Source organism: Enterobacter sp. N18-03635 (assembly GCF_004006055.1).
In the GTDB taxonomy this organism is placed as follows: domain Bacteria; phylum Pseudomonadota; class Gammaproteobacteria; order Enterobacterales; family Enterobacteriaceae; genus Enterobacter; species Enterobacter vonholyi.
Window position 1 is genome coordinate 1,275,943 of record NZ_CP034769.1, and the last position, 20,515, is coordinate 1,296,457.

At 54.9% G+C, this 20,515-nt stretch carries 17 protein-coding genes; 6 read left to right on the forward strand and 11 right to left on the reverse strand.

Annotation, left to right across the window (positions count from 1 at the left end):
• Window positions 1–23 precede the first annotated feature (23 nt).
• A complete protein-coding gene (nagB, locus tag ELK40_RS06780; RefSeq protein WP_013097568.1) occupies window positions 24–824 on the reverse strand; it encodes a glucosamine-6-phosphate deaminase in 801 nt (266 codons plus the stop codon).
• Between the two features lie 328 nt (window positions 825–1,152).
• On the opposite strand from nagB, the gene nagE reads away from it, so the two are divergent.
• The 4 genes from nagE (at window position 1,153) to chiQ (ending at window position 7,229) form a co-directional block, all read left to right on the forward strand.
• Entirely contained in the window at window positions 1,153–3,174 is a 2,022-nt protein-coding gene (nagE, locus tag ELK40_RS06785; RefSeq protein WP_115874499.1) for an N-acetylglucosamine-specific PTS transporter subunit IIBC, read from the forward strand.
• 169 nt (window positions 3,175–3,343) lie between these two features.
• Window positions 3,344–5,011, forward strand: a complete 1,668-nt coding sequence (glnS, locus tag ELK40_RS06790) for a glutamine--tRNA ligase (RefSeq protein ID WP_115874500.1) — start codon at window positions 3,344–3,346, stop codon at window positions 5,009–5,011.
• Window positions 5,012–5,457: 446 nt separating this feature from the next.
• The gene (gene chiP, locus ELK40_RS06795) at window positions 5,458–6,855 is read left to right on the forward strand and encodes a chitoporin (protein WP_032661118.1); all 1,398 of its coding nucleotides are present in this window, start codon (window positions 5,458–5,460) and stop codon (window positions 6,853–6,855) included.
• A gap of 47 nt (window positions 6,856–6,902) precedes the next feature.
• Entirely contained in the window at window positions 6,903–7,229 is a 327-nt protein-coding gene (gene chiQ / locus ELK40_RS06800) for a ChiQ/YbfN family lipoprotein (RefSeq protein WP_111964473.1), read from the forward strand.
• A 93-nt stretch (window positions 7,230–7,322) separates the two neighbouring features.
• Here the strand turns inward: chiQ and fur are convergent, their stop codons facing one another.
• The 4 genes from fur to ybfF form a co-directional block, all read right to left on the reverse strand.
• Window positions 7,323–7,769 (reverse strand): ferric iron uptake transcriptional regulator, encoded by a 447-nt coding sequence (gene fur, locus ELK40_RS06805; protein ID WP_014169146.1) that lies wholly within the window; start codon window positions 7,767–7,769, stop codon window positions 7,323–7,325.
• A 291-nt stretch (window positions 7,770–8,060) separates the two neighbouring features.
• Window positions 8,061–8,591, reverse strand: a complete 531-nt coding sequence (fldA, locus tag ELK40_RS06810; protein WP_008501067.1) for a flavodoxin FldA — start codon at window positions 8,589–8,591, stop codon at window positions 8,061–8,063.
• Between the two features lie 155 nt (window positions 8,592–8,746).
• Entirely contained in the window at window positions 8,747–9,034 is a 288-nt protein-coding gene (ybfE, locus tag ELK40_RS06815) for a LexA regulated protein (RefSeq protein WP_023334913.1), read from the reverse strand.
• 128 nt (window positions 9,035–9,162) lie between these two features.
• Complete coding sequence (gene ybfF, locus ELK40_RS06820) at window positions 9,163–9,936, reverse strand: esterase (RefSeq protein WP_127730049.1); 774 nt, start codon at window positions 9,934–9,936, stop codon at window positions 9,163–9,165.
• Window positions 9,937–10,119: 183 nt separating this feature from the next.
• On the opposite strand from ybfF, the gene seqA reads away from it, so the two are divergent.
• Both seqA and pgm read left to right on the forward strand, forming a co-directional pair.
• Window positions 10,120–10,668, forward strand: coding sequence for a replication initiation negative regulator SeqA (seqA, locus tag ELK40_RS06825; RefSeq protein WP_008501070.1), 549 nt, complete (start codon window positions 10,120–10,122; stop codon window positions 10,666–10,668).
• Between the two features lie 24 nt (window positions 10,669–10,692).
• The gene (gene pgm / locus ELK40_RS06830) at window positions 10,693–12,333 is read left to right on the forward strand and encodes a phosphoglucomutase (alpha-D-glucose-1,6-bisphosphate-dependent) (RefSeq protein ID WP_127730051.1); all 1,641 of its coding nucleotides are present in this window, start codon (window positions 10,693–10,695) and stop codon (window positions 12,331–12,333) included.
• Between the two features lie 90 nt (window positions 12,334–12,423).
• On the opposite strand, the gene potE is transcribed toward pgm, so the two are convergent.
• The 6 genes from potE to kdpC form a co-directional block, all read right to left on the reverse strand.
• Window positions 12,424–13,737 carry a putrescine-ornithine antiporter gene (gene potE / locus ELK40_RS06835; RefSeq protein WP_127730053.1) on the reverse strand — a complete coding sequence of 438 codons (1,314 nt, stop codon included), beginning with the start codon at window positions 13,735–13,737 and terminating at the stop codon, window positions 12,424–12,426.
• Window positions 13,734–15,932 carry an ornithine decarboxylase SpeF gene (gene speF / locus ELK40_RS06840; protein ID WP_127730055.1) on the reverse strand — a complete coding sequence of 733 codons (2,199 nt, stop codon included), beginning with the start codon at window positions 15,930–15,932 and terminating at the stop codon, window positions 13,734–13,736. Before speF ends, potE begins: the two co-directional genes overlap by 4 nt.
• Window positions 15,933–16,186: 254 nt before the next feature.
• The gene (speFL, locus tag ELK40_RS06845; protein WP_003858645.1) at window positions 16,187–16,291 is read right to left on the reverse strand and encodes a leader peptide SpeFL; all 105 of its coding nucleotides are present in this window, start codon (window positions 16,289–16,291) and stop codon (window positions 16,187–16,189) included.
• Window positions 16,292–16,570: 279 nt separating this feature from the next.
• On the reverse strand, window positions 16,571–17,248 hold the full coding sequence (gene kdpE, locus ELK40_RS06850; RefSeq protein ID WP_111964377.1) for a two-component system response regulator KdpE: 678 nt from the start codon (window positions 17,246–17,248) through the stop codon (window positions 16,571–16,573).
• Entirely contained in the window at window positions 17,245–19,932 is a 2,688-nt protein-coding gene (gene kdpD / locus ELK40_RS06855; protein WP_127730057.1) for a two-component system sensor histidine kinase KdpD, read from the reverse strand. The genes kdpE and kdpD overlap by 4 nt, the downstream gene beginning before the upstream one ends.
• A complete protein-coding gene (kdpC, locus tag ELK40_RS06860) occupies window positions 19,933–20,508 on the reverse strand; it encodes a potassium-transporting ATPase subunit KdpC (protein WP_115874505.1) in 576 nt (191 codons plus the stop codon).
• Between the last annotated feature and the right edge of the window lie 7 nt (window positions 20,509–20,515).

Consider the following 20,515-nt stretch of genomic DNA (forward strand, 5'->3'; position numbering starts at 1 on the left):
TTGATGAAGAGGCGGTTATTCAATTACAGACCTTTGATGTTCTCAGCTTCTAACTCGTTGAAGTACTTCAGCGTTTTAACCTTCAGCTCCATCGTGGACGGCTCATCGCAGACGATGACTGATTTCGGATGCAGCTGCAGGCAGCTTATGGTCCACATATGGTTTACGTTGCCTTCAACGGCAGCCTGGAGCGCCTGGGCTTTCACGCTGCCCAGCACCAGAATCATCACTTCTTCAGCATCCAGCAGGGTGCCTACGCCTACGGTCAGGGCGTATTTTGGAACCTGGTTAACATCGCCGTCAAAGAAGCGGGAGTTTGCCACGCGCGTGTCATGGGTCAGCGTTTTAATACGGGTGCGGGAAGCCAGAGATGACGCCGGTTCGTTAAACGCGATGTGACCATCATTACCTACACCACCCATAAACAGATGGATCTTACCGTAAGAACGGATTTTTTCTTCATACTGACGGCATTCTGCGTCAATATCAGGCGCGTTTCCATTCAGCAGGTTAATATTTTCAGCTGGAATATCAACGTGATCAAAGAAATTACGGTGCATAAAGCTATGGTAGCTTTCCGGGTGGTCTTTCGGTAAGCCAACGTATTCATCCATGTTGAATGTCACAACATGCTTGAAGCTAACCTGGCCTGCTTTATGCATCTCAACCAGCGCCTTGTAGGCAGTCAGCGGTGTGCCGCCTGTCGGAAGTCCAAGAACGAAAGGACGATCGGCAGTTGGTTTAAAGGCGTTGATACGGTTAACGATATGGCGAGCGGCCCATTTACCAACTTGTTCAGCAGTTGCCAGGGGAATCAGTCTCATTGTTCACCTCAAGAGTTAAAGTAGAAGAGTGGGCGGATAGCTATCGGAACCTGATACTTAAGCGTAACCTGGAAACTTTCAGGCCGGATCAATCCGTCTTGATTTTTTGAATGATAAAATAAGTTTTCACTGTTAGCCAGTGCAAGGGAGGGTTAATAACGATATTTGGTGACAAAAATCACAAAAAGTACGCGTTTAATTTGCGATACGAATTAATTTTTCACACACTCACAATGCCAGTGAAGCATCAACTGTATCTATAGTTCGTGACACAATAAAAAACAGAGCTGAGAACATGCCTTAAACGGGGTCTCATAGGGGGAAGAAAGTGAGTATTCTAGGTTATTTACAAAAGGTTGGCCGCGCACTTATGGTGCCGGTCGCCACGCTGCCTGCCGCAGCCATCCTGATGGGTGTCGGCTACTGGATCGACCCCAACGGCTGGGGTAATACCAGCGCGCTGGCGGCGTTCTTTATCAAGTCAGGTTCCGCCATTATCGACAATATGTCCGTGTTGTTCGCGATTGGTGTGGCTTACGGTATGTCCAAAGACAAAGACGGTGCCGCTGCGCTGACCGGTTTTGTCGGTTTCCTCGTCTTAACCACTCTCTGCTCACCTGCAGCAGTGGCCATGATCCAAAAAATTCCGGCGGACCAGGTTCCGGCGGCATTCGGTAAGATCAGCAACCAGTTTGTCGGTATCCTTGTGGGTATCATCTCTGCCGAACTGTATAACCGCTTCAGCAGCGTAGAGCTGCCAAAAGCGCTCTCCTTCTTTAGCGGCCGCCGTCTGGTCCCTATCCTGACCTCGTTTGTGATGATCGTTGTCGCGTTCATCATGATGTACGTCTGGCCGATGATTTTCGACGGTCTGGTGAACTTCGGTGAGCATATCCAGAAACTGGGTTCTGTCGGTGCGGGCGTGTACGCGTTCTTCAACCGTCTGCTGATCCCGGTTGGTCTGCACCACGCGCTGAACTCCGTGTTCTGGTTCGACGTTGCCGGTATTAACGATATCCCTAACTTCCTGGGTGGCGCACAGTCCATCGAAGCAGGTAAAGCGGTTGTCGGTATCACCGGTCGTTACCAGGCGGGCTTCTTCCCGATCATGATGTTTGGTCTGCCGGGTGCTGCGCTGGCTATCTACCACTGCGCGCGTCCAGAGAATAAAGCGAAAGTGCTGGGTATCATGATGGCGGGCGCGTTCGCGGCCTTCTTCACCGGTATCACCGAGCCGCTGGAGTTCTCCTTCATGTTCGTGGCGCCGGTTCTGTATGTGATCCACGCCGTGCTGACCGGTATCTCCGTGTTCATCGCTGCCAGCATGCAGTGGATTGCCGGTTTCGGCTTCAGCGCCGGTCTGGTGGATATGGTGCTTTCGTCCCGTAACCCGCTGGCGACCCACTGGTGGATGCTGATCCCGCAAGGTCTGGTGTTCTTCGCGATCTACTACGTAGTGTTCCGTTTCACTATCACCAAATTTAACCTCATGACCCCGGGTCGTGAACTGGCCGTGGCCGGTAGCGAAGCGGATGGTCAGGATGTGAACGTGAGCGGTGCTCAGGACCAGGACGTTTCAGGTCTGGCGCGTCAGTACATCGCCGCAGTAGGCGGTTCTGACAACCTGACCGGTATCGATGCCTGTATCACTCGTCTGCGTCTGAACGTCAAAGACTCTTCCCTGGTGAACGAAGCGCTGGCCAAACGTCTGGGCGCGTCCGGTGTTATCCGCCTGAACAAAACCAGCGTGCAGATTATCGTTGGCTTTGTGGCAGAGAAAATTGCTAATGCCATGAAAACTACCGGCCCGGTAGCCGCAGCAGAAGCTTCTGCCGCACCTGCCGCCGCGCCAGCGGCTGCAAAACCGCAGGCGGTACCCAACGCCAAAACGATAGCCGCGCTGGTTTCACCGGTAACCGGTGAAGTCGTTGCGATTGAGCAAGTGCCTGACGAAGCCTTCGCAAGCAAAGCGGTCGGTGACGGTGTGGCGGTGAAACCAACGGACAAAACCGTTGTGTCTCCGGCTGCCGGTACCATCGTGAAAATCTTCAACACCAACCATGCGTTCTGCCTCGAAACCGAAAATGGCGCGGAGATCGTTGTCCATATGGGTATCGATACCGTTGCGCTGAACGGCCAGGGCTTTACTCGTCTGGTGGAAGAGGGCGCTGAAGTGGTGGCAGGGCAGCCGATTCTGGAAATGGATCTGGACTTCCTGAACGCCAACGCGCGCTCCATGATAAGTCCGGTCGTTTGCAGCAACATCGACGACTTCAGCGGCCTGGTCATTCAGGCGAAAGGTCAGGTTGTTGCGGGTCAAACACCGCTGTACGAAATTAAAGGCAAGTAATCGCTCCTGAGTAGAGTCATGCCTTAAGCGGCGGGGGAGATCCTCCGCCGCTTTTTTTTGCAGCAAATGCCCCCATTATTTTCTTCAGAGACGTTTTAAGGGTTGTCACTACGTCCGGCTTATAAGATCATATGCCGTTATACGTTGTTTACGCTTTGAGGAATCCACGATGAGTGAGGCTGAAGCCCGCCCGAGTAACTTTATTCGTCAGATCATCGATGAAGATCTGGCCAGTGGTAAGCACACCACAATTCATACCCGCTTTCCGCCGGAGCCGAACGGCTACCTGCATATCGGGCATGCGAAGTCCATCTGCCTGAACTTTGGCATTGCGCAAGACTACCAGGGACAGTGCAACCTGCGTTTCGATGACACCAACCCAGTAAAAGAAGACATCGAATACGTTGAGTCCATTAAGAACGACGTGCAATGGCTGGGCTTCAACTGGTCTGGCGATATCTGCTACTCCTCTGACTATTTTGATCAGCTGTACGCCTATGCGGTAGAGCTTATCAACAAAGGTCTGGCGTATGTCGACGAGCTGTCTGCTGACGAGATCCGTGAGTATCGCGGTACGCTGACCGCACCAGGCAAAAACAGCCCGTTCCGCGACCGCAGCGTGGAAGAGAACCTGGCGCTGTTTGAAAAAATGCGTGCCGGTGGCTTCGAAGAAGGCAAAGCGTGCCTGCGTGCCAAAATCGACATGGCGTCTCCGTTCATCGTGATGCGCGATCCGGTGCTGTACCGCATTAAGTTTGCGGAACACCACCAGACCGGCAACAAGTGGTGCATCTACCCGATGTACGACTTTACCCACTGCATCAGCGATGCGCTGGAAGGCATTACGCACTCCCTGTGTACGCTGGAGTTCCAGGACAACCGTCGTCTGTACGACTGGGTTCTGGATAACATCACCATTCCTGTGCATCCGCGCCAGTACGAGTTCTCTCGTCTGAACCTGGAATACACCGTGATGTCCAAGCGTAAGCTGAACCTGCTGGTGACCGACAAGCACGTTGAGGGCTGGGATGACCCACGTATGCCTACCATTTCTGGTCTGCGTCGTCGTGGTTACACTGCCGCCTCTATTCGTGAGTTCTGCAAACGTATCGGCGTGACCAAGCAGGACAACACCATCGAGATGGCGTCCCTTGAATCATGCATTCGCGAAGATCTCAACGAAAACGCTCCGCGCGCGATGGCGGTTATCGATCCGGTGAAACTGGTTATCGAAAACTATCCGCAGGGTGAAAGCGAGCTGGTCTCCATGCCTAACCATCCGAACAAACCGGAAATGGGAAGCCGTGACGTGCCGTTCAGCGGCGAGATCTGGATTGACCGCGCTGACTTCCGCGAAGAAGCCAACAAGCAGTACAAGCGTCTGGTGCTGGGTAAAGAAGTGCGTCTGCGTAATGCCTACGTCATCAAAGCCGAGCGCGTTGAGAAAGATGCAGAAGGGAATATCACCACCATCTTCTGTTCTTATGATGCTGAAACGCTGAGCAAAGATCCTGCGGATGGCCGCAAGGTGAAAGGCGTTATCCACTGGGTGAGCGCATCCCACGCGCTGCCGGTAGAAATTCGTCTGTACGATCGTCTGTTCAGCGTGCCTAACCCTGGTGCTGCGGAAGACTTCCTGGCGACCATCAACCCGGAATCTTTGGTGATTAAGCAGGGCTATGCGGAGCCTTCTCTGAAAAACGCTGAAGCAGGCAAAGCGTTCCAGTTCGAACGTGAAGGTTACTTCTGCCTGGACAGCCGACACAGCACGGCAGAAAAACCGGTATTTAACCGTACCGTAGGTCTGCGTGATACCTGGACGAAGATTGGCGAATAATATTGCTGGTCTGGTCAATGAGAGACAAACGCCGCACTATGCGGCGTTTTTTTATTTAACGATCAGGGTATTAAGCCAGGGCCTAAAAAGGTGTGATAAAAATATCAGGTCAATGAGGTGCTACTTATTTTTCAAAAAAAAGTTTGTGTCATTAGGAAAAACAAAAAGGTTATAAGAAAGGGAAGATGTTTCTCGTCTAGCCACTGAAATACTTGAAAATTTCCCGCCATTCCTCGACTCCCTGCAAATGTTACAAAGCACTACTAATTATGTGCACTTCGTCATAATCCTGACTTTTGTCCGCTAAAAAGCATTGATAATTCGCGTCGCGAAAAATAACCTAACGACGGTAGTTAATTCGAGGGTATTTAAAACTACCCCTGACCATTTGGTCTTTTTTATTTACGCCGTTTCAGGCGTTTTAATTCGTCAAAGAGGAATAATCTATGCGTACGTTCAGTGGCAAACGTAGTGCGCTGGCGCTGGCTATTGCCGGTGTGACAGCAATGTCGGGCCTGGTGGTGACACCAGAGGCAAAAGCGGCGGGCTTCATCGACGATTCTACCCTCACGGGCGGTATCTATTACTGGCAGCGTGAACGTGACCGTAAAGACGTCACCGAAGACAAATACAAAACCAACCTTTCTCATTCCACCTGGAACGCCAACCTGGACTTCCAGTCAGGCTATGCCGCGGATATGTTCGGTCTGGATATTGCTGCGTTTACCGCGATTGAAATGGCGGAAAACGGCGACAGCGCCCACCCGAACGAAATTGCCTTCTCCTCCAGCAATAAAGCGTATAAAGAAGACTGGTCCGGGGATAAGAGCGGCATCAGCCTTTACAAAGCCGCTGCAAAATTTAAATACGGTCCGGTATGGGCGCGCGGTGGTTATATTCAGCCAACTGGCCAGACCCTGTTAGCACCGCACTGGAGTTTTATGCCGGGTACCTATCAGGGTGCGGAAGCCGGGGCGAACTTTGACTACGGTGATGCGGGTGCGTTGAGCTTCTCCTATATGTGGACCAACGAGTACAAAGCACCCTGGCACATCGAGATGGACAAGTTCTACCAGAACGATAAGAAAACCAAAGTCGATTATCTCCACTCGCTGGGGGCGAAATACGACTTCAAAAACGATCTGGTTCTCGAAGCAGCATTTGGCCAGGCGCAAGGGTATATCGATCAGTACTTTGCCAAGGCCAGCTATAAGTTTGATGTCGCGGGTAGCCCGCTGAGTACCAGCTATCAGTTCTACGGTACGCGCGACAAAGTCAGCAACGGTGGCGTCAATGACATTTATGATGGCACCGCGTGGCTGCAGGCGCTAACCTTCGGCTATAAGGTCGGTCAGGTTGATTTACGTCTGGAAGGAACATGGGTGAAGGCGGAAGGGCAGCAGGGCTACTTCCTGCAGCGTATGACCCCGACCTATGCCTCATCCAACGGTCGTCTTGATATCTGGTGGGATAACCGCTCAGACTTCAACGCCGACGGCGAGAAAGCGGTCTTCTTCGGCGCAATGTACGACCTGAAAAACTGGAACCTGCCTGGCTGGGCGGTGGGCGCTTCTTACGCTTACGCCTGGGATGCAAAACCTGCCGATATGGCAACTCCGGACGCATACTACGATCCCAACTATCGCCTGAAAGAGTCTTCTTACAGCCTCGATGCTATCTATACCCTGCAGGATGGCCGCGCGAAAGGCACAATGTTCAAACTGCACTTCACTCAGTATGACAACCACTCCGATATCCCGAGCTACGCGGGCGGTTACGGCAACATCTTCCAGGATGAACGTGACGTGAAATTCATGGTTATCGCACCGTTCACAATCTTCTGATGAATCTTCCGGCGGGTTAGATCCCGCCGGACCGGAGACTGCATATGATGAAAAAAATCGTAATCGTCGCGTTGCTGGCATCAGGGCTGGTGGCGTGTGCTCAGAGTGAGGCACCGAAAGAAGATTCCCGGCTGAAGGAGGCCTATAGCGCCTGTATTAATACAGCAGAAGGATCGCCGGAGAAAATTGAAGCCTGTCAGAGCGTGCTGAACGTGCTGAAGAAAGAGAAAGCGCATGAGCAGTTTGCGACGCGGGAGAACGTCCGGGTGATGGATTACCAGGCCTGTATCCAGGCGCGTAAAACCGGTAACGATCAGGAAGTGACCAAACGTTGCGATAAGATCTGGAACGAGATACGCAACAATAATAAATAAGTTGCTTTACGCCCGGTGGCGCTGCGCTTACCGGGCTTTTTTCTGGCAAAAAAAAAGCCAACCTTTCGGCTGGCTCAGAGTATGAACACTTGATTATTTTGCGTCGTGCGCGTGGTCATCTTCGCGGCAGTCGCCTTCAGCGCAGTGACCGTAAAGATACAGGCTGTGGTTGGTCAGGCGGATACCGTGACGCGCGGCGATTTCACGCTGGCGCGCTTCGATGGAATCATCGCTGAATTCAATGACCTTGCCGCAGTCGAGGCAGATCAGATGATCGTGGTGCTGCTGCTGGGTCAGTTCGAAAACAGATTTACCGCCTTCGAAATTATGACGGGTGACAATGCCCGCGTCATCAAACTGGTTCAGCACGCGATAGACGGTAGCCAGCCCAATCTCTTCACCCATGTCGATAAGACGTTTATAAAGGTCTTCCGCACTGACATGGTGATTGTCTGGACCCTGAAGCACTTCGAGGATTTTTAACCGAGGAAGCGTAACTTTCAGGCCAGCCTTCTTTAATGCGGTATTGTTGTCAGTCATGCGGAATCTGTCCTGTTGCTAAACGATTCACTTCTGTAGGAAGTGACAGAAAATGCACCTGGGATAATGCGTCTCATTATAGAACTGCCATGGCTAAATGAAAACTGCAAGTCTCAGGCAAAATATGCTTATAAAAATGGGGCATCACCAACAAACTTGCTCAATGGAAAACCACATTTTATCAGGGAGACATTGTACAGGTCTGGGCGAAAAAGTTAAAAGATTGTAGCAATTAATTTAATCGGTTTGACCTGGTGCGCGGGCGCAACCGCCGTTGCGCCGCGAGAAAAATCAGGCGTTAAGAATATCGTCCAGGTGCAGTTCTTCACGGATCTGCTTAACCCATTTCTCAACGCGCTCGGCGGTCAGTTCTGGCTGACGGTCTTCGTCGATGGCCAGACCCACGAAATGATCGTCATCGGCCAGGCCTTTAGACGCTTCGAAGTGGTAACCAGCGGTCGGCCAGTGGCCTACGATAACCGCGCCGTTCGGCTCAATGATGTCGCGGATGGTCCCCAGCGCGTCACAGAAATACTCAGCGTAGTCTTCCTGGTCACCGCAGCCAAACAGGGCAACCAGCTTACCGTTGAAGTCCACTTCTTCCAGCGTCGGGAAGAAATCATCCCAGTCGCACTGGGCTTCACCGTAGTACCAGGTTGGGATACCCAGCAGCAGAATATCATAGCCTTCCAGATCTTCTTTGCTGCTCTTGGCAATGTCATGCACATCAGCAACGTCTTTACCGAGCTGTTTTTGAATGTTTTTTGCGATATTTTCGGTATTGCCGGTATCACTGCCAAAGAAAATGCCGATGATTGCCATGAGTAAAATAACCTCTTGAAACTTAATAGTATGGTGGCGCAATTCGGCCACGGATAAGGGCAATAATAGCAGAACTGGCAACCCTGCGGAAACAGCTATCGCGCAGGACTGCACTCTGTGCTACATGAAAAGGGTAATAAAGGGGATTTTCAGACTTATGCCTGGCTGCGTAACGTCTCAAGCTGGGCGATTAACATCTCTTCAATGAGCTCGCTGCGGCTGATATTTCGCGCGTCAGCCAGCTCGTTCAGCGCATCGACGGCGTCGGCGTTAAGCTTCAGTTCGACACGCTTAAGCCCGCGATTTTTATCGCGTTTAAGCTGATTGCGTTTATTGATACGCAGCTGTTCATCGCGCGAAAGCGGATTCGTCTTCGGTCGTCCCGGGCGACGCTCATTCGCGAACAGATCTAGTGTCGTACGGTCCGTTTGTTCTTTGGCCATGATTCTGAGACTTCGGGGGAAACACGCCGCCCTGCTAATGCCCGGGCGATAAGCGCGCCATCATACATCACCAAAAACGGCACGCCAACGACTGGAAGCCCGCAGCCTTCCAGTCGCTTTCTTTTTAATCAATTTGTCGTATCAGCGAGATAGCGGCGAATGGCGCGCAGCACGGCATCGGGTTTTTCTGCGTGCACCCAGTGTCCGGCACCGGCAATCACGTGGGCGCGAGCCTGCGGGAATTGGGCCAGCAGCGTGTCGCGGTACGCGTCGGTAACGTAAGGAGAGTTACCGCCGCGAATAAAGAGGGTAGGGTGCGGCCAGGCGGGGACGGTTTCCCAGCCCACGATGTTGTTGTACTGGTTCCATAGCACCGGCACGTTAAAACGCCATTGGCCGTCAACAAACGACTTCAGCAGGAACTGGACTACGCCTTCTTCATCAAGATGCTCACGCATGACGGCAGCCGCCTGTTGGCGAGTCGCGACGCCCGCTTCGGTGACCGCATTGATGGCGGCAAAAATTTCGTCGTGGCGGCGGACGTCGTAATCCACGGGCGCAACATCAATTACAACCAGGCCGTTAATACGCTCCGGGGCCAGTGCCGTCAGGGCCATCACCGCTTTGCCACCCATTGAATGCCCGATGAGGGTCACCTTTTGCAGGTCGTTGGCATCCAGCGTATCCAGCAGATCCTGCGCCATTGCCGCGTAGGTCATCTCGTCGGATCGGCCGGAAAGACCGTGATTGCGCATATCGACCTGTAAAACATCGTGGTCGGTAACCAGATCGCGCGCCAGCACGCCCAGGTTATCCAGGCTGCCAAAAAGCCCGTGAACCAGTACGATGGGAGAATTATTGTTCGGCGTTTGTGCAGTTTGCGCTCGGGTATTCAATTTCATGGCAAAGTTCTTTTTTTACGTATGTCAGGTTAGGGTATCATGTTGACCATTCTGCCGCCCGGCTGCAAGGTTCCAGTTTAATCTGACTTTTGCCGCCAACCTGGTTTGACGCTATCCGCTGTTGGGATTTGACCTTATAATCCCAATGACTTGTATTCAGATAAGATATCGCACTGGATTAAGATGAAAACAATCGAAGTTGATGACGAACTCTATCAGTATATTGCCAGCCAGACGCGGCATATCGGGGAGAGCGCGTCCGACATTTTACGGCGCATGCTTAAAATTTCCGCCGCTTCACAGCCTGCTACCCCAGTCACCAAAGATGTCGTGTCTCAGCCAAGCGTTGTTGCACAAGCAAAACCTGCCGTGACGCCGGCAAAAGATAAAGTGCGCGCGATGCGCGAGCTGCTCCTTTCCGATGAATACGCGGAGCAGAAAAAGGCGGTTAACCGCTTTATGCTGGTGCTGTCTACACTTTACTCACTGGATAACAAAGCGTTTGCTGAAGCGACCGAGTCGCTGCACGGTCGTACTCGCGTCTATTTCGCGGGCGACGAGCAGACGCTGCTGCAAAATGGCAATCAAACCAAACCCAAACATGTTCCTGGCACCCCTTACTGGGTGATCACCAATACCAATACGGGCCGCAAGTGCAGCATGATTGAACACATCATGCAGTCCATGCAGTTCCCGGCGGAATTGATTGAAAAGGTTTGCGGTACAATTTAACCCTTGCATCAGAAGGACCCGGTAATGGCAAATCACAGCCGTGCAGGCCAACCTGCACAACAAAGCGATTTGATTAACGTCGCTCAGCTGACCGCGCAGTATTACGTGCTGAAGCCGGTCGTGGGCAACGCAGAACACGCAGTGAAGTTTGGTACATCTGGTCACCGCGGCAGCGCGGCGCGCCATAGCTTTAACGAACCGCACATTCTGGCCATTGCTCAGGCCATTGCGGAAGAGCGCGCTAAAAACGGCGTTACCGGTCCGTGCTACGTGGGGAAAGATACCCATGCCCTGTCTGAACCGGCGTTCATCTCTGTGGTGGAAGTGCTGGCGGCAAACGGCGTTGATGTGATTGTTCAGGAGAACAACGGCTTCACCCCAACGCCTGCGGTCTCTAACGCCATCCTGGTGCACAACAAAAAAGGTGGCGCGCTGGCTGACGGTATCGTTATCACGCCATCCCACAACCCGCCGGAAGACGGTGGTATCAAATATAACCCGCCTAACGGTGGCCCGGCAGACACCAACGTCACCAAAGTGGTGGAGGATCGCGCGAACGCGCTGCTGGCTGATGACCTGAAAGGCGTGAAGCGCATCTCTCTGGATGCGGCCATGGCGTCCGGTCGCGTGAAAGAGCTGGATCTGGTTCAGCCGTTCGTGGAAGGCCTGGCGGATATCGTCGATATGGCGGCCATCCAGAAAGCCGGCCTCAAGCTGGGCGTGGATCCGCTGGGCGGCTCCGGTATCGAATACTGGAAACGTATCGCCGAGCACTACAAGCTGGATCTGACCATCGTGAACGATCACGTCGATCAGACCTTCCGCTTTATGCACCTGGATAAAGACGGCGCGATCCGCATGGACTGCTCCTCCGAGTGCGCGATGGCGGGCCTGCTGGCGCTGCGTGATAAATTCGATCTGGCGTTTGCTAACGACCCGGATTACGACCGTCACGGTATCGTCACTCCTGCCGGGCTGATGAACCCGAACCACTATCTGGCCGTTGCGATCAACTACCTGTTCCAGCACCGCCCGCAGTGGGGTAAAGAGGTGGCCGTCGGTAAAACACTGGTTTCCTCCGCGATGATCGACCGCGTGGTTGAGGCGCTGGGCCGCAAGCTGGTGGAAGTGCCGGTGGGCTTCAAATGGTTTGTTGACGGTCTGCACGACGGCAGCTTTGGCTTCGGTGGTGAAGAGAGCGCGGGGGCCTCTTTCCTGCGCTTCGACGGCACGCCATGGTCAACCGATAAAGACGGCATCATCATGTGCCTGCTGGCGGCGGAAATCACCGCGGTCACCGGTAAGAACCCGCAGGAACATTACAACGAGCTGGCGGCACGCTTTGGTGCACCAAGTTATAACCGTATTCAGGCCAGCGCGACGTCAGCCCAGAAAGCGGCCCTCTCCAAACTCTCACCGGAGATGGTCAGCGCAAGCACCCTGGCGGGCGACCCGATCACCGCACGTCTGACGGCGGCACCGGGTAACGGCGCCTCCATTGGTGGACTGAAAGTGATGACTGAAAACGGCTGGTTCGCCGCTCGCCCATCCGGCACGGAAGATGCGTATAAAATCTATTGCGAAAGCTTCCTCGGCGCTGATCATCGTCAGCAGATTGAGAAAGAAGCGGTAGAGATTGTCAGCGAAGTGCTGAAAAACGCGTAAGTGCGGTTTGTGTGCCGGGCGGCACTGCGTTTGCCCGGCCTACAACAACGATCGTAGGCCCGGTAAGCGCTAGCGCCACCGGGCTTTTTTTCAACTGTGCTTATTCTTCAATTCAAACCGTGGTGACACCAGACCGTACAGCGTCCAGCCCATAAAGGTTACCATTGCCCCGTAGAGCATCGCTTCCTGGCCCGATGAGTAGAGCGCATAGAAGCTGTAAATCGCGCCAATCAGCGCCACGATATTGGCCGCGCGCGCTTTGCGCGGATCCACCTTCGCCACTTTCTGAATGATCACCAGCGCCGCCATCGACAGAATATACGGAATGATGTTCGTCACGACCGCCAGGTTGACCAGCACGTTGAACTGGCTGTTCAGCGACGGGCTAATGGTCATCAGCGACAATCCGCTCTGGAAGATGACAATCGCCAGCATGCCCTGCACCGGCGCATCGGCTTTGGTCACGCGGGAGAAGATTTTTGGGAAGTAACCTTCATCAGCCGAGGATTTAAACACCTGCGCGATGGTGAACTGCCAGCCAAGGAGTGAACCGCAGCACGACATGACCATCAGACCCATAATCACTTTCCCGACTTCCGGCGTGAACATCTGCGCGAAGGCCAGTCCGAACGGTGCCGTAGAGTTAGCAAGTTCCATGTTTGGCACAATCCCGGCAATCACGTTAGTCGAGACGATATAGATCACCGCCGCGCCCAGCGTACCGCCGAGGACCGCAATCGGGACGTTCTTTTCCGGATTATCAACGACTTCTGCGTTCGCACAGGCGGATTCCAGACCGAGGAAGGCCCAGAGCGTCATGGCGATAGAAGAGCCGACTGCGCTGAAGAACGGCACATGGTGCGGGTTCCAGGAGTTGGCGTACAGGGTCGGGCTGAACCAGAACCAGCCGATGATGCACAGGCCGACAACGGGAATAATTACCCCCCAGACGGTGATGCTGGAGAGCTGTCCGGTGATACGCGCCCCGCCAAAGTTAGCCACGGTGCAGATCCACAGCACGCCGATGGTGGCCAGGCCAATCTGTACCGGGCTGAGCGTCGCGCCAAACAGCTCCGTACCGTAGCCCACGGCGGAGATGGCAATCGCCACGTTGGCGATCAGCAGCGACACCCCGTAGGTATAGTTGGCCATAAAGTTGCCAGACTTACCAAAGGCATACTCGGCGTAGCCCCCCATGCCGCCTGACTTGCGGCTGAACATCCCGCACTTGGCAAACGCCCACGCCAGCGCCATTGAGCCTACGGCGGTCACCAGCCAGGAGATGATAGAGATGGTACCCACCTCAGCCAGTTTGGTTGGCAGCATGATAATCCCGGAGCCCATCATGTTCACCATGGTGAGGATAGTTAGCTGCACCACGCCCATCTTATTGGACTTACTCATAATTTCTCTCCTTTCAGCAGCGCGGGCTGAGTGGCGGGTTGTTTGATGACGTTACAGCGAACCTGTTTGCGGCCCTCGCACTCTTCGACGTACACACCCTGCAGCTCCGGCGCGAAGCCCGGCAGCAGGTTGATGCCTTCTTCCAGCGCCGCGAAGTAGCGCAGCACGGAGCCGCCCCAGACCTCCCCAGGGACCACGCACAATACCCCCGGCGGATAAGGAAGGGCGCCTTCCGCGGCGATGCGGCCTTCCGCGTCGCGCAGTGAAACCAGTTCAACTTCACCGCGCAGATAGGCGTAGTTGGCGTCCTGCGGGCTCATCATCACGCGTGGGAAATGGGACTTGCGGAACATCTCTTTCTGCAGCTGCTTCACGTTGTGGCGGGCATACAGGTCATGCATCTCCTGGCAGATCTGGCGCAGGGTGTAATCCGCGTAACGTTCCGGATGCTGTTTGTAGAGAGAAGGCAGGACGTCTTTCAGCGGAACATCGCTCTCGAGCAGTTTTTCGAAGCGCACCAGCTGCGCCACCAGCTGCTGCAGTTTGCCCATATCTTCCGCAGGCGTGAGCAGGAACAGGATCGAGTTGAGATCGCATTTTTCCGGCACGATGCCGTTTTCACGCAGGAAGTTAGCGAGGATAGTGGCGGGCACGCCGAAGTCGTCATACTCCCCGGTGCGGGCGTTAATGCCCGGCGTGGTTAGCAGGAGCTTGCACGGGTCGATAAAATACTGATGCTCGGCGTAGCCTTCAAAGGCGTGCCAGTTTTCACCCGGTACGAAGTGGAAGAAGCGCAGATCGGTCGCAATTTCCGCCGTGTCCCAGCTTTCCCACGGACGGCCATCCACCGTCTCCGGCACGAAGGGGCGCAGATAATGGCAGTTTTCCAGAATCAGCTTGCGCGCTTCGATACCGTTCACCACGCAGTCCATCCACATGTTGCGGCCGCTCTGGCCTTCATGCATCTTGGCGTTAATGTCCAGCGCGGCGAACAGCGGATAAAACGGGCTGGTGGAGGCGTGCATCATAAAGGCATTATTCAGCCGCTTGTGCGGGACATAGCGCTGCTGTCCTTTGATGTGGCTGTCTTTTTTATGGATTTGCGAGGTCTGGGAGAAGCCCGCCTGCTGTTTATGCACGGACTGGGTAACCAAAATCCCCGGGTCGTTTTCGTTCAGCTCCAGCAGCAGCGGAGAGCAGTCGGCCATCATCGGGATAAACTGCTCGTAACCCACCCAGGCGGAGTCAAACAGGATGTAATCACACAGATGCCCAATCTTATCCACCACCTGACGGGCGTTATAGATGGTGCCATCGTAGGTACCCAGCTGGATCACCGCCAGGCGGAACGGACGCGCATCGCGCGCACGGCTCGGCGCCACCTCCGCCACCAGCTCGCGCAGATAACTTTCTTCAAAGCAGTGGGCGTCAATGCCGCCAATAAAGCCGTACGGGTTGCGCGCGGTTTCCAGATAGACTGGCGTTGCGCCTGCCTGGAGTAGGGCACCGTGATGGTTGGATTTGTGGTTGTTGCGGTCGAACAGCACCAGGTCGCCCGGCGTGAGCAGGGCGTTAAGTACCACTTTGTTGGATGACGAGGTGCCGTTCAGCACGAAGTAGGTCTTATCGGCATTAAAGACCTTCGCCGCATGTTGCTGCGCAATGCACGGCGCGCCTTCGTGAATCAGCAGATCGCCCATCGCCACGTCGGCGTTACAAAGGTCGGCGCGGAAAAGCGTCTCGCCAAAGAAATCCACAAACTGATTGCCGGCAGGATGGCGGCGGAAGAACTGGCCGCCCTGATGGCCCGGGCAGTCGAACGCACTGTTGCCCTGCTTCACGTAGTCGACCAGGGCGCGGAAAAACGGCGGGCGCAGCTGGGTTTCATACTTTTGGGCTGCCGCTTCCAGCTGGCGTCCATAAAAGTCGTTGCTGGTGTCTGAATACTCAAATACGCCATGAATGCGCGATAAATAGTCTGCCGGAATGAACTCTTCTTTCTGCGTCGCGACAAATACGGGAATGCCAAAACCGGTGGCTTCTATTTCGTCCAGTATCCCGCCGGTAATATCACTGACCGCCAGAACAATAGCGGCGACATCGATATAATCAGAGGCTCTGACATCCACCAGTTCACGCTGGGTGGTAAAGCAATCAGGACAAGCGCGGCTGGCTGCGATTTTTAAACTTTTCATCTTTCTCTCTTTATTTTAGGTAATAAGCGTCCCTCGATTTCTTGCAAGAAAGAAATCGATAATTTTCCGGAAAAAAAGCAAAGGGTGGCCGCTGATTAAAATCAGTACATTGCTTTTTTGATGATTGAAATTCAGTCCGCCCGGTGCGGATGAGTCTGAATCAAGATGAATGAGCGCACGAGTTCACAGGCAAAGACCTGTAAAATAAGATGTTTCAGGATAACCTGTAAGCGAGTGCGCCAGAAGTCGAAGGACTACCGGGCATTAAAGAGATGAAAGTCAAAGCAGTTTCGGTGGGCAAACATCATGATATGCGTTGTCCGCCTTATATGGGGCATTAAGCGATTGTTGTTTTCCATGTTTCATTTTCCTTTCAGTAATTGAAAGCATGGTCATTTTATCCAGGAAAAAGCGATTAACTGTGAACAAGATCACCGTTAACCGATCAAATCAGAAATAAATATTCGTTTTTGATGAATATCGCAGATCAAAATTCTGATTTGTTGGTGTTGCGTTAACAGGTTGTATTATTAATGTTTTAAATGAGCAAAAATAGCCCGTAAAAATAACTTATGGGTTATTTGTGAAATATTGTCTGAGGTATTTCGGTTTTATTTAAAAATAAAATGAATAGTTATTCAAAGCATAAACCGATAACCGATACCGGTTTCAGTTAATAAATGGCGAGGGCGAGCGGGGTCGACTTCGAGTTTCTGACGAAGATGTCCCATATATATGCGTAAATAGTGACTATGCTCCACGGCGTTGGGTCCCCACACCTGACTTAACAGCTGGCGCTGGGTGAGAACCTTGCCGTGGTTGTTGAGCAGCACGGCGAGCAGGCGAAACTCAATGGGCGTAAGATGAATTTCCTCTTCGCCGCGCAAAATGCGCCGCGCGGCCAGGTCAACCCGGATATCCCCAAACGCGTAGGTTGGATCGGCAGGCGTGGTGGCGCTGTGGCGACGCAGCGCCACGCGAAGGCGAGCCTGAAGCTCGCCGATACCAAACGGTTTAATCAGATAGTCATCCGCCCCGGCATCCAGCGCGGCGATTTTATCCGTCTCTTCAGTACGGGCGGAGAGCACGAGGATCGGCATCTGGCTCCACTGGCGGACTTCACGAATAAAATCGATGCCGTCGCCGTCCGGGAGTCCCAGATCGAGGATCACCAGGTCCGGCTTGCGGGTAGCGGCCTCAATTAAACCCCGCTGAAGCGTACCCGCATCATGAACGCGCAGACCGTCTCCTTCCAGCGCAGCGCGCAGAAAACGGCTAATGGCGATCTCATCTTCAACAATCAGAACGTTAATCACAAATCCTCTGGTAATTCATTAAGTTCTGGCGGGGTTTCCAGAGGAAGTGTAACACAAAACCGCGCGCCGCCTTCGGGACGATTCTCCGCGGAAATGGAGCCGCCATGCACGTCAATGATCGCCTGACAAATCGCCAGCCCCAGCCCCACGCCCGGAATGGCCGACTCCTTGTTGCCGCGTGCGAATTTCTCGAAAATAGCCAATTCCTGCCCGGCTGGAATGCCGGGGCCGGTATCCCAGACGTTAAGGCGAAGGGTGCCCTCTTCCACCGTCGCATCAACCCCAATCTGAGCACCGGCGCCCGCATATTTGCCGGCATTTTCCAGCAGGTTGATCAGCACCCGTTCAAACAGCGGACCATCGACATGAATTAAGGTCAGGGGCTCGGGCATGTTCAGCACGATATGTCGCCCGCCCAGACCGGGTTCGAGCATTTTCAGCGCGCTGCCCACCACCTCTTCCAGCGTGAGCCACTCTTTTTTGAGGTTAAAACCGCCCGACTGGATACGCGCCATATCGAGCAGGTTATTCACCAGACGCGTGGTATTCAGCACATGCTGGCGGATCTCGCTGGCCTGAAGGGCATGTTTAGAGCCTTCCGCCGCCAGGTCCAGCGTCAGGATTTCTGACTGACCAAACAGGACGGTGAGCGGTGTTCGCAGATCGTGAGAGAGCGCCGCCAGCAGCGAGTTACGAATGCTTTCACGCTCGCTCGCCAGACGGGCCTGTTCCTCGCTGGCGGTGAGGGCCAGCCGCTCCAGCGCGCTGGCAACCAGCAGCGTAAAGGTCTCCAGCAGTCGCTGCTGTTCGGGGATCATCAGCTGGCGCAGGTTGGAAGGCTCCACGATGACCAGCCCCTGATTTTTATCGGCGCTGCGCAGGGGCAGAATTTGGTAGGGCACGCCGGGGAGGGTGTCGGTCCCTGCGCCCGCCGGTAAGCCTTTGTCAAAGCTCCAGCGCGCGATGGCTTCGTCCCAGGGCGTCATGCCTGAGGCCGACGTCAGCGGGCGCAGCTTGCCGTGTTCGTCCGGGAGTAAAATCAGGTTGCTGGCATGAAACGTCGAGCGGATAAACTGCTCGCTGGTCTGTACGATATCCAGCGGCGTGCGGCCCACCGCCAGCGATTTCGACATCTCATAGAGATGGCGCGTGCGCTGTTCGCGATAGCGGGCGATACGCGCCTGATAGCGCACGCCCGCCGTCAGATTGCCGATCACCAGCCCGACGGTGAGCATCACGGCAAAGGTGAGGATGTACTGCACGTCCGAGACGGCGAGCGTCCCGCGGGGAGCAATAAAGAACAGATCGAAGCTGATGACGTTAATCACCGTCGCCAGGACCGACGGCCAGCGCCCGTAAAAGAGCGCCACCACCACCACGCCGAGAAGGTAGATCATCACCAGGTTGGCGGCGTCAAACGCAATCAGCCACTGGCTGGCAATCACGGTAATCAGGGCGCAGAGCACGACGGCGACAAGACAGCCGCGAAGCTGAATGCGCCATTTATCGCTGAAGGTGCGGCTGTCCGGCGCACGATTGGGTAAGGGGGTAGGTTTGTCGTCCAGCGCCACGATCACCAGATCCAGATCCGGCGCGCGACGGGCCAGCTTGTCGGCAAAGGATTCGCGGCTAAACCAGCGGCGATGCTGACGACGGCCAATGACGATTTTCCCCAGGTTATGCTCGCGCGCGTAGCGCAGAATGGCTTTATCTTCCTGAGGATCGGAAAGGGTGGCGGTTTCCGCACCCAGCTCCTGCGCAAGGCGAAGCGAACTCAGGATCGCGCGACGCTGGTTTTCGGGCAGCGCGTGCAGCTGCGGCGTTTCGACATACACCGCATGCCAGACGCTGCCAAATTTGGCAGCCAGGCGCGCGGCGGTGCGGACAAGCTTTTCATTGCCGCTGCCGTGGCCCACGCACAGCAGGATGGCGTCCCGCGTGTGCCAGACGCGTTCCTGGCCCTGCAGGTCGCGCCAGGCGCGCATCTGATCGTCCACCCGGTCGGCGGTTCGGCGCAGGGCCAGCTCGCGCAGGGCTATCAGGTTGCCTTTACGGAAGAAATGTTCGATGGCGCGCTCGGCCTGACCGGCGATATAGACTTTGCCTTCGTGCAGGCGCTGGCGCAAATCATCGGGCGGCAGGTCGACCAGCACCACCTCGTCTGCGGAATCGAAGAAGGGATCGGGCACTGTTTCGCGCACCTGAATGCCGGTCACGCCGCTGACCACGTCGTTCAGGCTTTCGAGATGCTGAACGTTAACCGTCGTGAACACATCGATACCGGCTTCAAGTAACTCTTCAACGTCCTGCCAGCGTTTGGGGTGGCGCGAGCCTGGCGCATTGCTGTGCGCCAGCTCGTCCATCAGGATAAGCGCGGGGCGGCGGGCGAGGGCGGCATCGAGATCGAATTCAGTGACTAACCGACCGCGATGGCTGATGCGGCGGGGCGGCTGGGTTGCCAGCCCCTTCAGCAGTGATGCCGTCTCTTTACGTCCGTGGGTTTCAACCACGCCGATCAGAATATCGAGCCCCTGCGCCCGAAGCCGCTGGGCTTCCGTCAGCATAGCGAAGGTTTTCCCGACGCCCGCGCAGGCGCCGAAGAAAATTTTCAGTTTGCCGCGATGGGCTTCAGCCGTCTGTTCAAGCAGCCTGTCCGGATCCGGGCGCATGGGCTCGTCGGTCATTTAGTTTTTCCTTAGCGCGTCCAGCGCCAGATTCAGCTCAACAATATTTACCACGGGCATGCCGATGAAGCTGACCAGCGGCTTTTGCGTGTGCGCGGCAACCAGCTGGCTCACCTGTTCGACGGTCAGCTGACGGGCGGTGGCGACGCGCGGGATCTGCCATGCCACGGCTGCTGGCGTCAGGCTGTAGTCCAGCCCGCTGGCCGAGGTGGTCACCAGCTCCACGGGAACGTCACGGCTGGCCTGTGGATTCGCGGCACGCAGGGCAGCCACGCGCTCAGTAACGGCTTTATCAAGCTCGGGGTTGCTGCCCGCCAGGTTACTGCCGCCGGATGCCATCGGATTATACGGGCTTTCGGCAGTGGCGGAAGGGCGTCCCTGGAAGTAGCGGGCATCCGTAAAGTTCTGACCAATCAGGCGAGACCCGCGGTTTTCACCGTTTTGCATAATCAGCGAGCCGTTAGCCTGATCCTTAAACCACCACTGGCCCAGCGCGGTGGTCACCAGCGGGTACAGCCCGCCGGTAATGAGAGACAGCAGAATAAACAGAAGTATAGCGGGGCGTAACATCGTCATTTGATTC

Excerpts from the sequence above, each read along its gene's own strand:
- nagB (WP_013097568.1), bottom strand. The coding sequence starts at position 824 with ATGAGACTGATTCCCCTGGCAACTGCTGAACAAGTTGGTAAATGGGCC.
- glnS (WP_115874500.1), top strand. The coding sequence starts at position 3,344 with ATGAGTGAGGCTGAAGCCCGCCCGAGTAACTTTATTCGTCAGATCATC.
- chiP (WP_032661118.1), top strand. The coding sequence starts at position 5,458 with ATGCGTACGTTCAGTGGCAAACGTAGTGCGCTGGCGCTGGCTATTGCC.
- chiQ (WP_111964473.1), top strand. The coding sequence starts at position 6,903 with ATGAAAAAAATCGTAATCGTCGCGTTGCTGGCATCAGGGCTGGTGGCG.
- fur (WP_014169146.1), bottom strand. The coding sequence starts at position 7,769 with ATGACTGACAACAATACCGCATTAAAGAAGGCTGGCCTGAAAGTTACG.
- fldA (WP_008501067.1), bottom strand. The coding sequence starts at position 8,591 with ATGGCAATCATCGGCATTTTCTTTGGCAGTGATACCGGCAATACCGAA.
- ybfE (WP_023334913.1), bottom strand. The coding sequence starts at position 9,034 with ATGGCCAAAGAACAAACGGACCGTACGACACTAGATCTGTTCGCGAAT.
- ybfF (WP_127730049.1), bottom strand. The coding sequence starts at position 9,936 with ATGAAATTGAATACCCGAGCGCAAACTGCACAAACGCCGAACAATAAT.
- seqA (WP_008501070.1), top strand. The coding sequence starts at position 10,120 with ATGAAAACAATCGAAGTTGATGACGAACTCTATCAGTATATTGCCAGC.
- pgm (WP_127730051.1), top strand. The coding sequence starts at position 10,693 with ATGGCAAATCACAGCCGTGCAGGCCAACCTGCACAACAAAGCGATTTG.
- potE (WP_127730053.1), bottom strand. The coding sequence starts at position 13,737 with ATGAGTAAGTCCAATAAGATGGGCGTGGTGCAGCTAACTATCCTCACC.
- speF (WP_127730055.1), bottom strand. The coding sequence starts at position 15,932 with ATGAAAAGTTTAAAAATCGCAGCCAGCCGCGCTTGTCCTGATTGCTTT.
- speFL (WP_003858645.1), bottom strand. The coding sequence starts at position 16,291 with ATGGAAAACAACAATCGCTTAATGCCCCATATAAGGCGGACAACGCAT.
- kdpD (WP_127730057.1), bottom strand. The coding sequence starts at position 19,932 with ATGACCGACGAGCCCATGCGCCCGGATCCGGACAGGCTGCTTGAACAG.
- kdpC (WP_115874505.1), bottom strand. The coding sequence starts at position 20,508 with ATGACGATGTTACGCCCCGCTATACTTCTGTTTATTCTGCTGTCTCTC.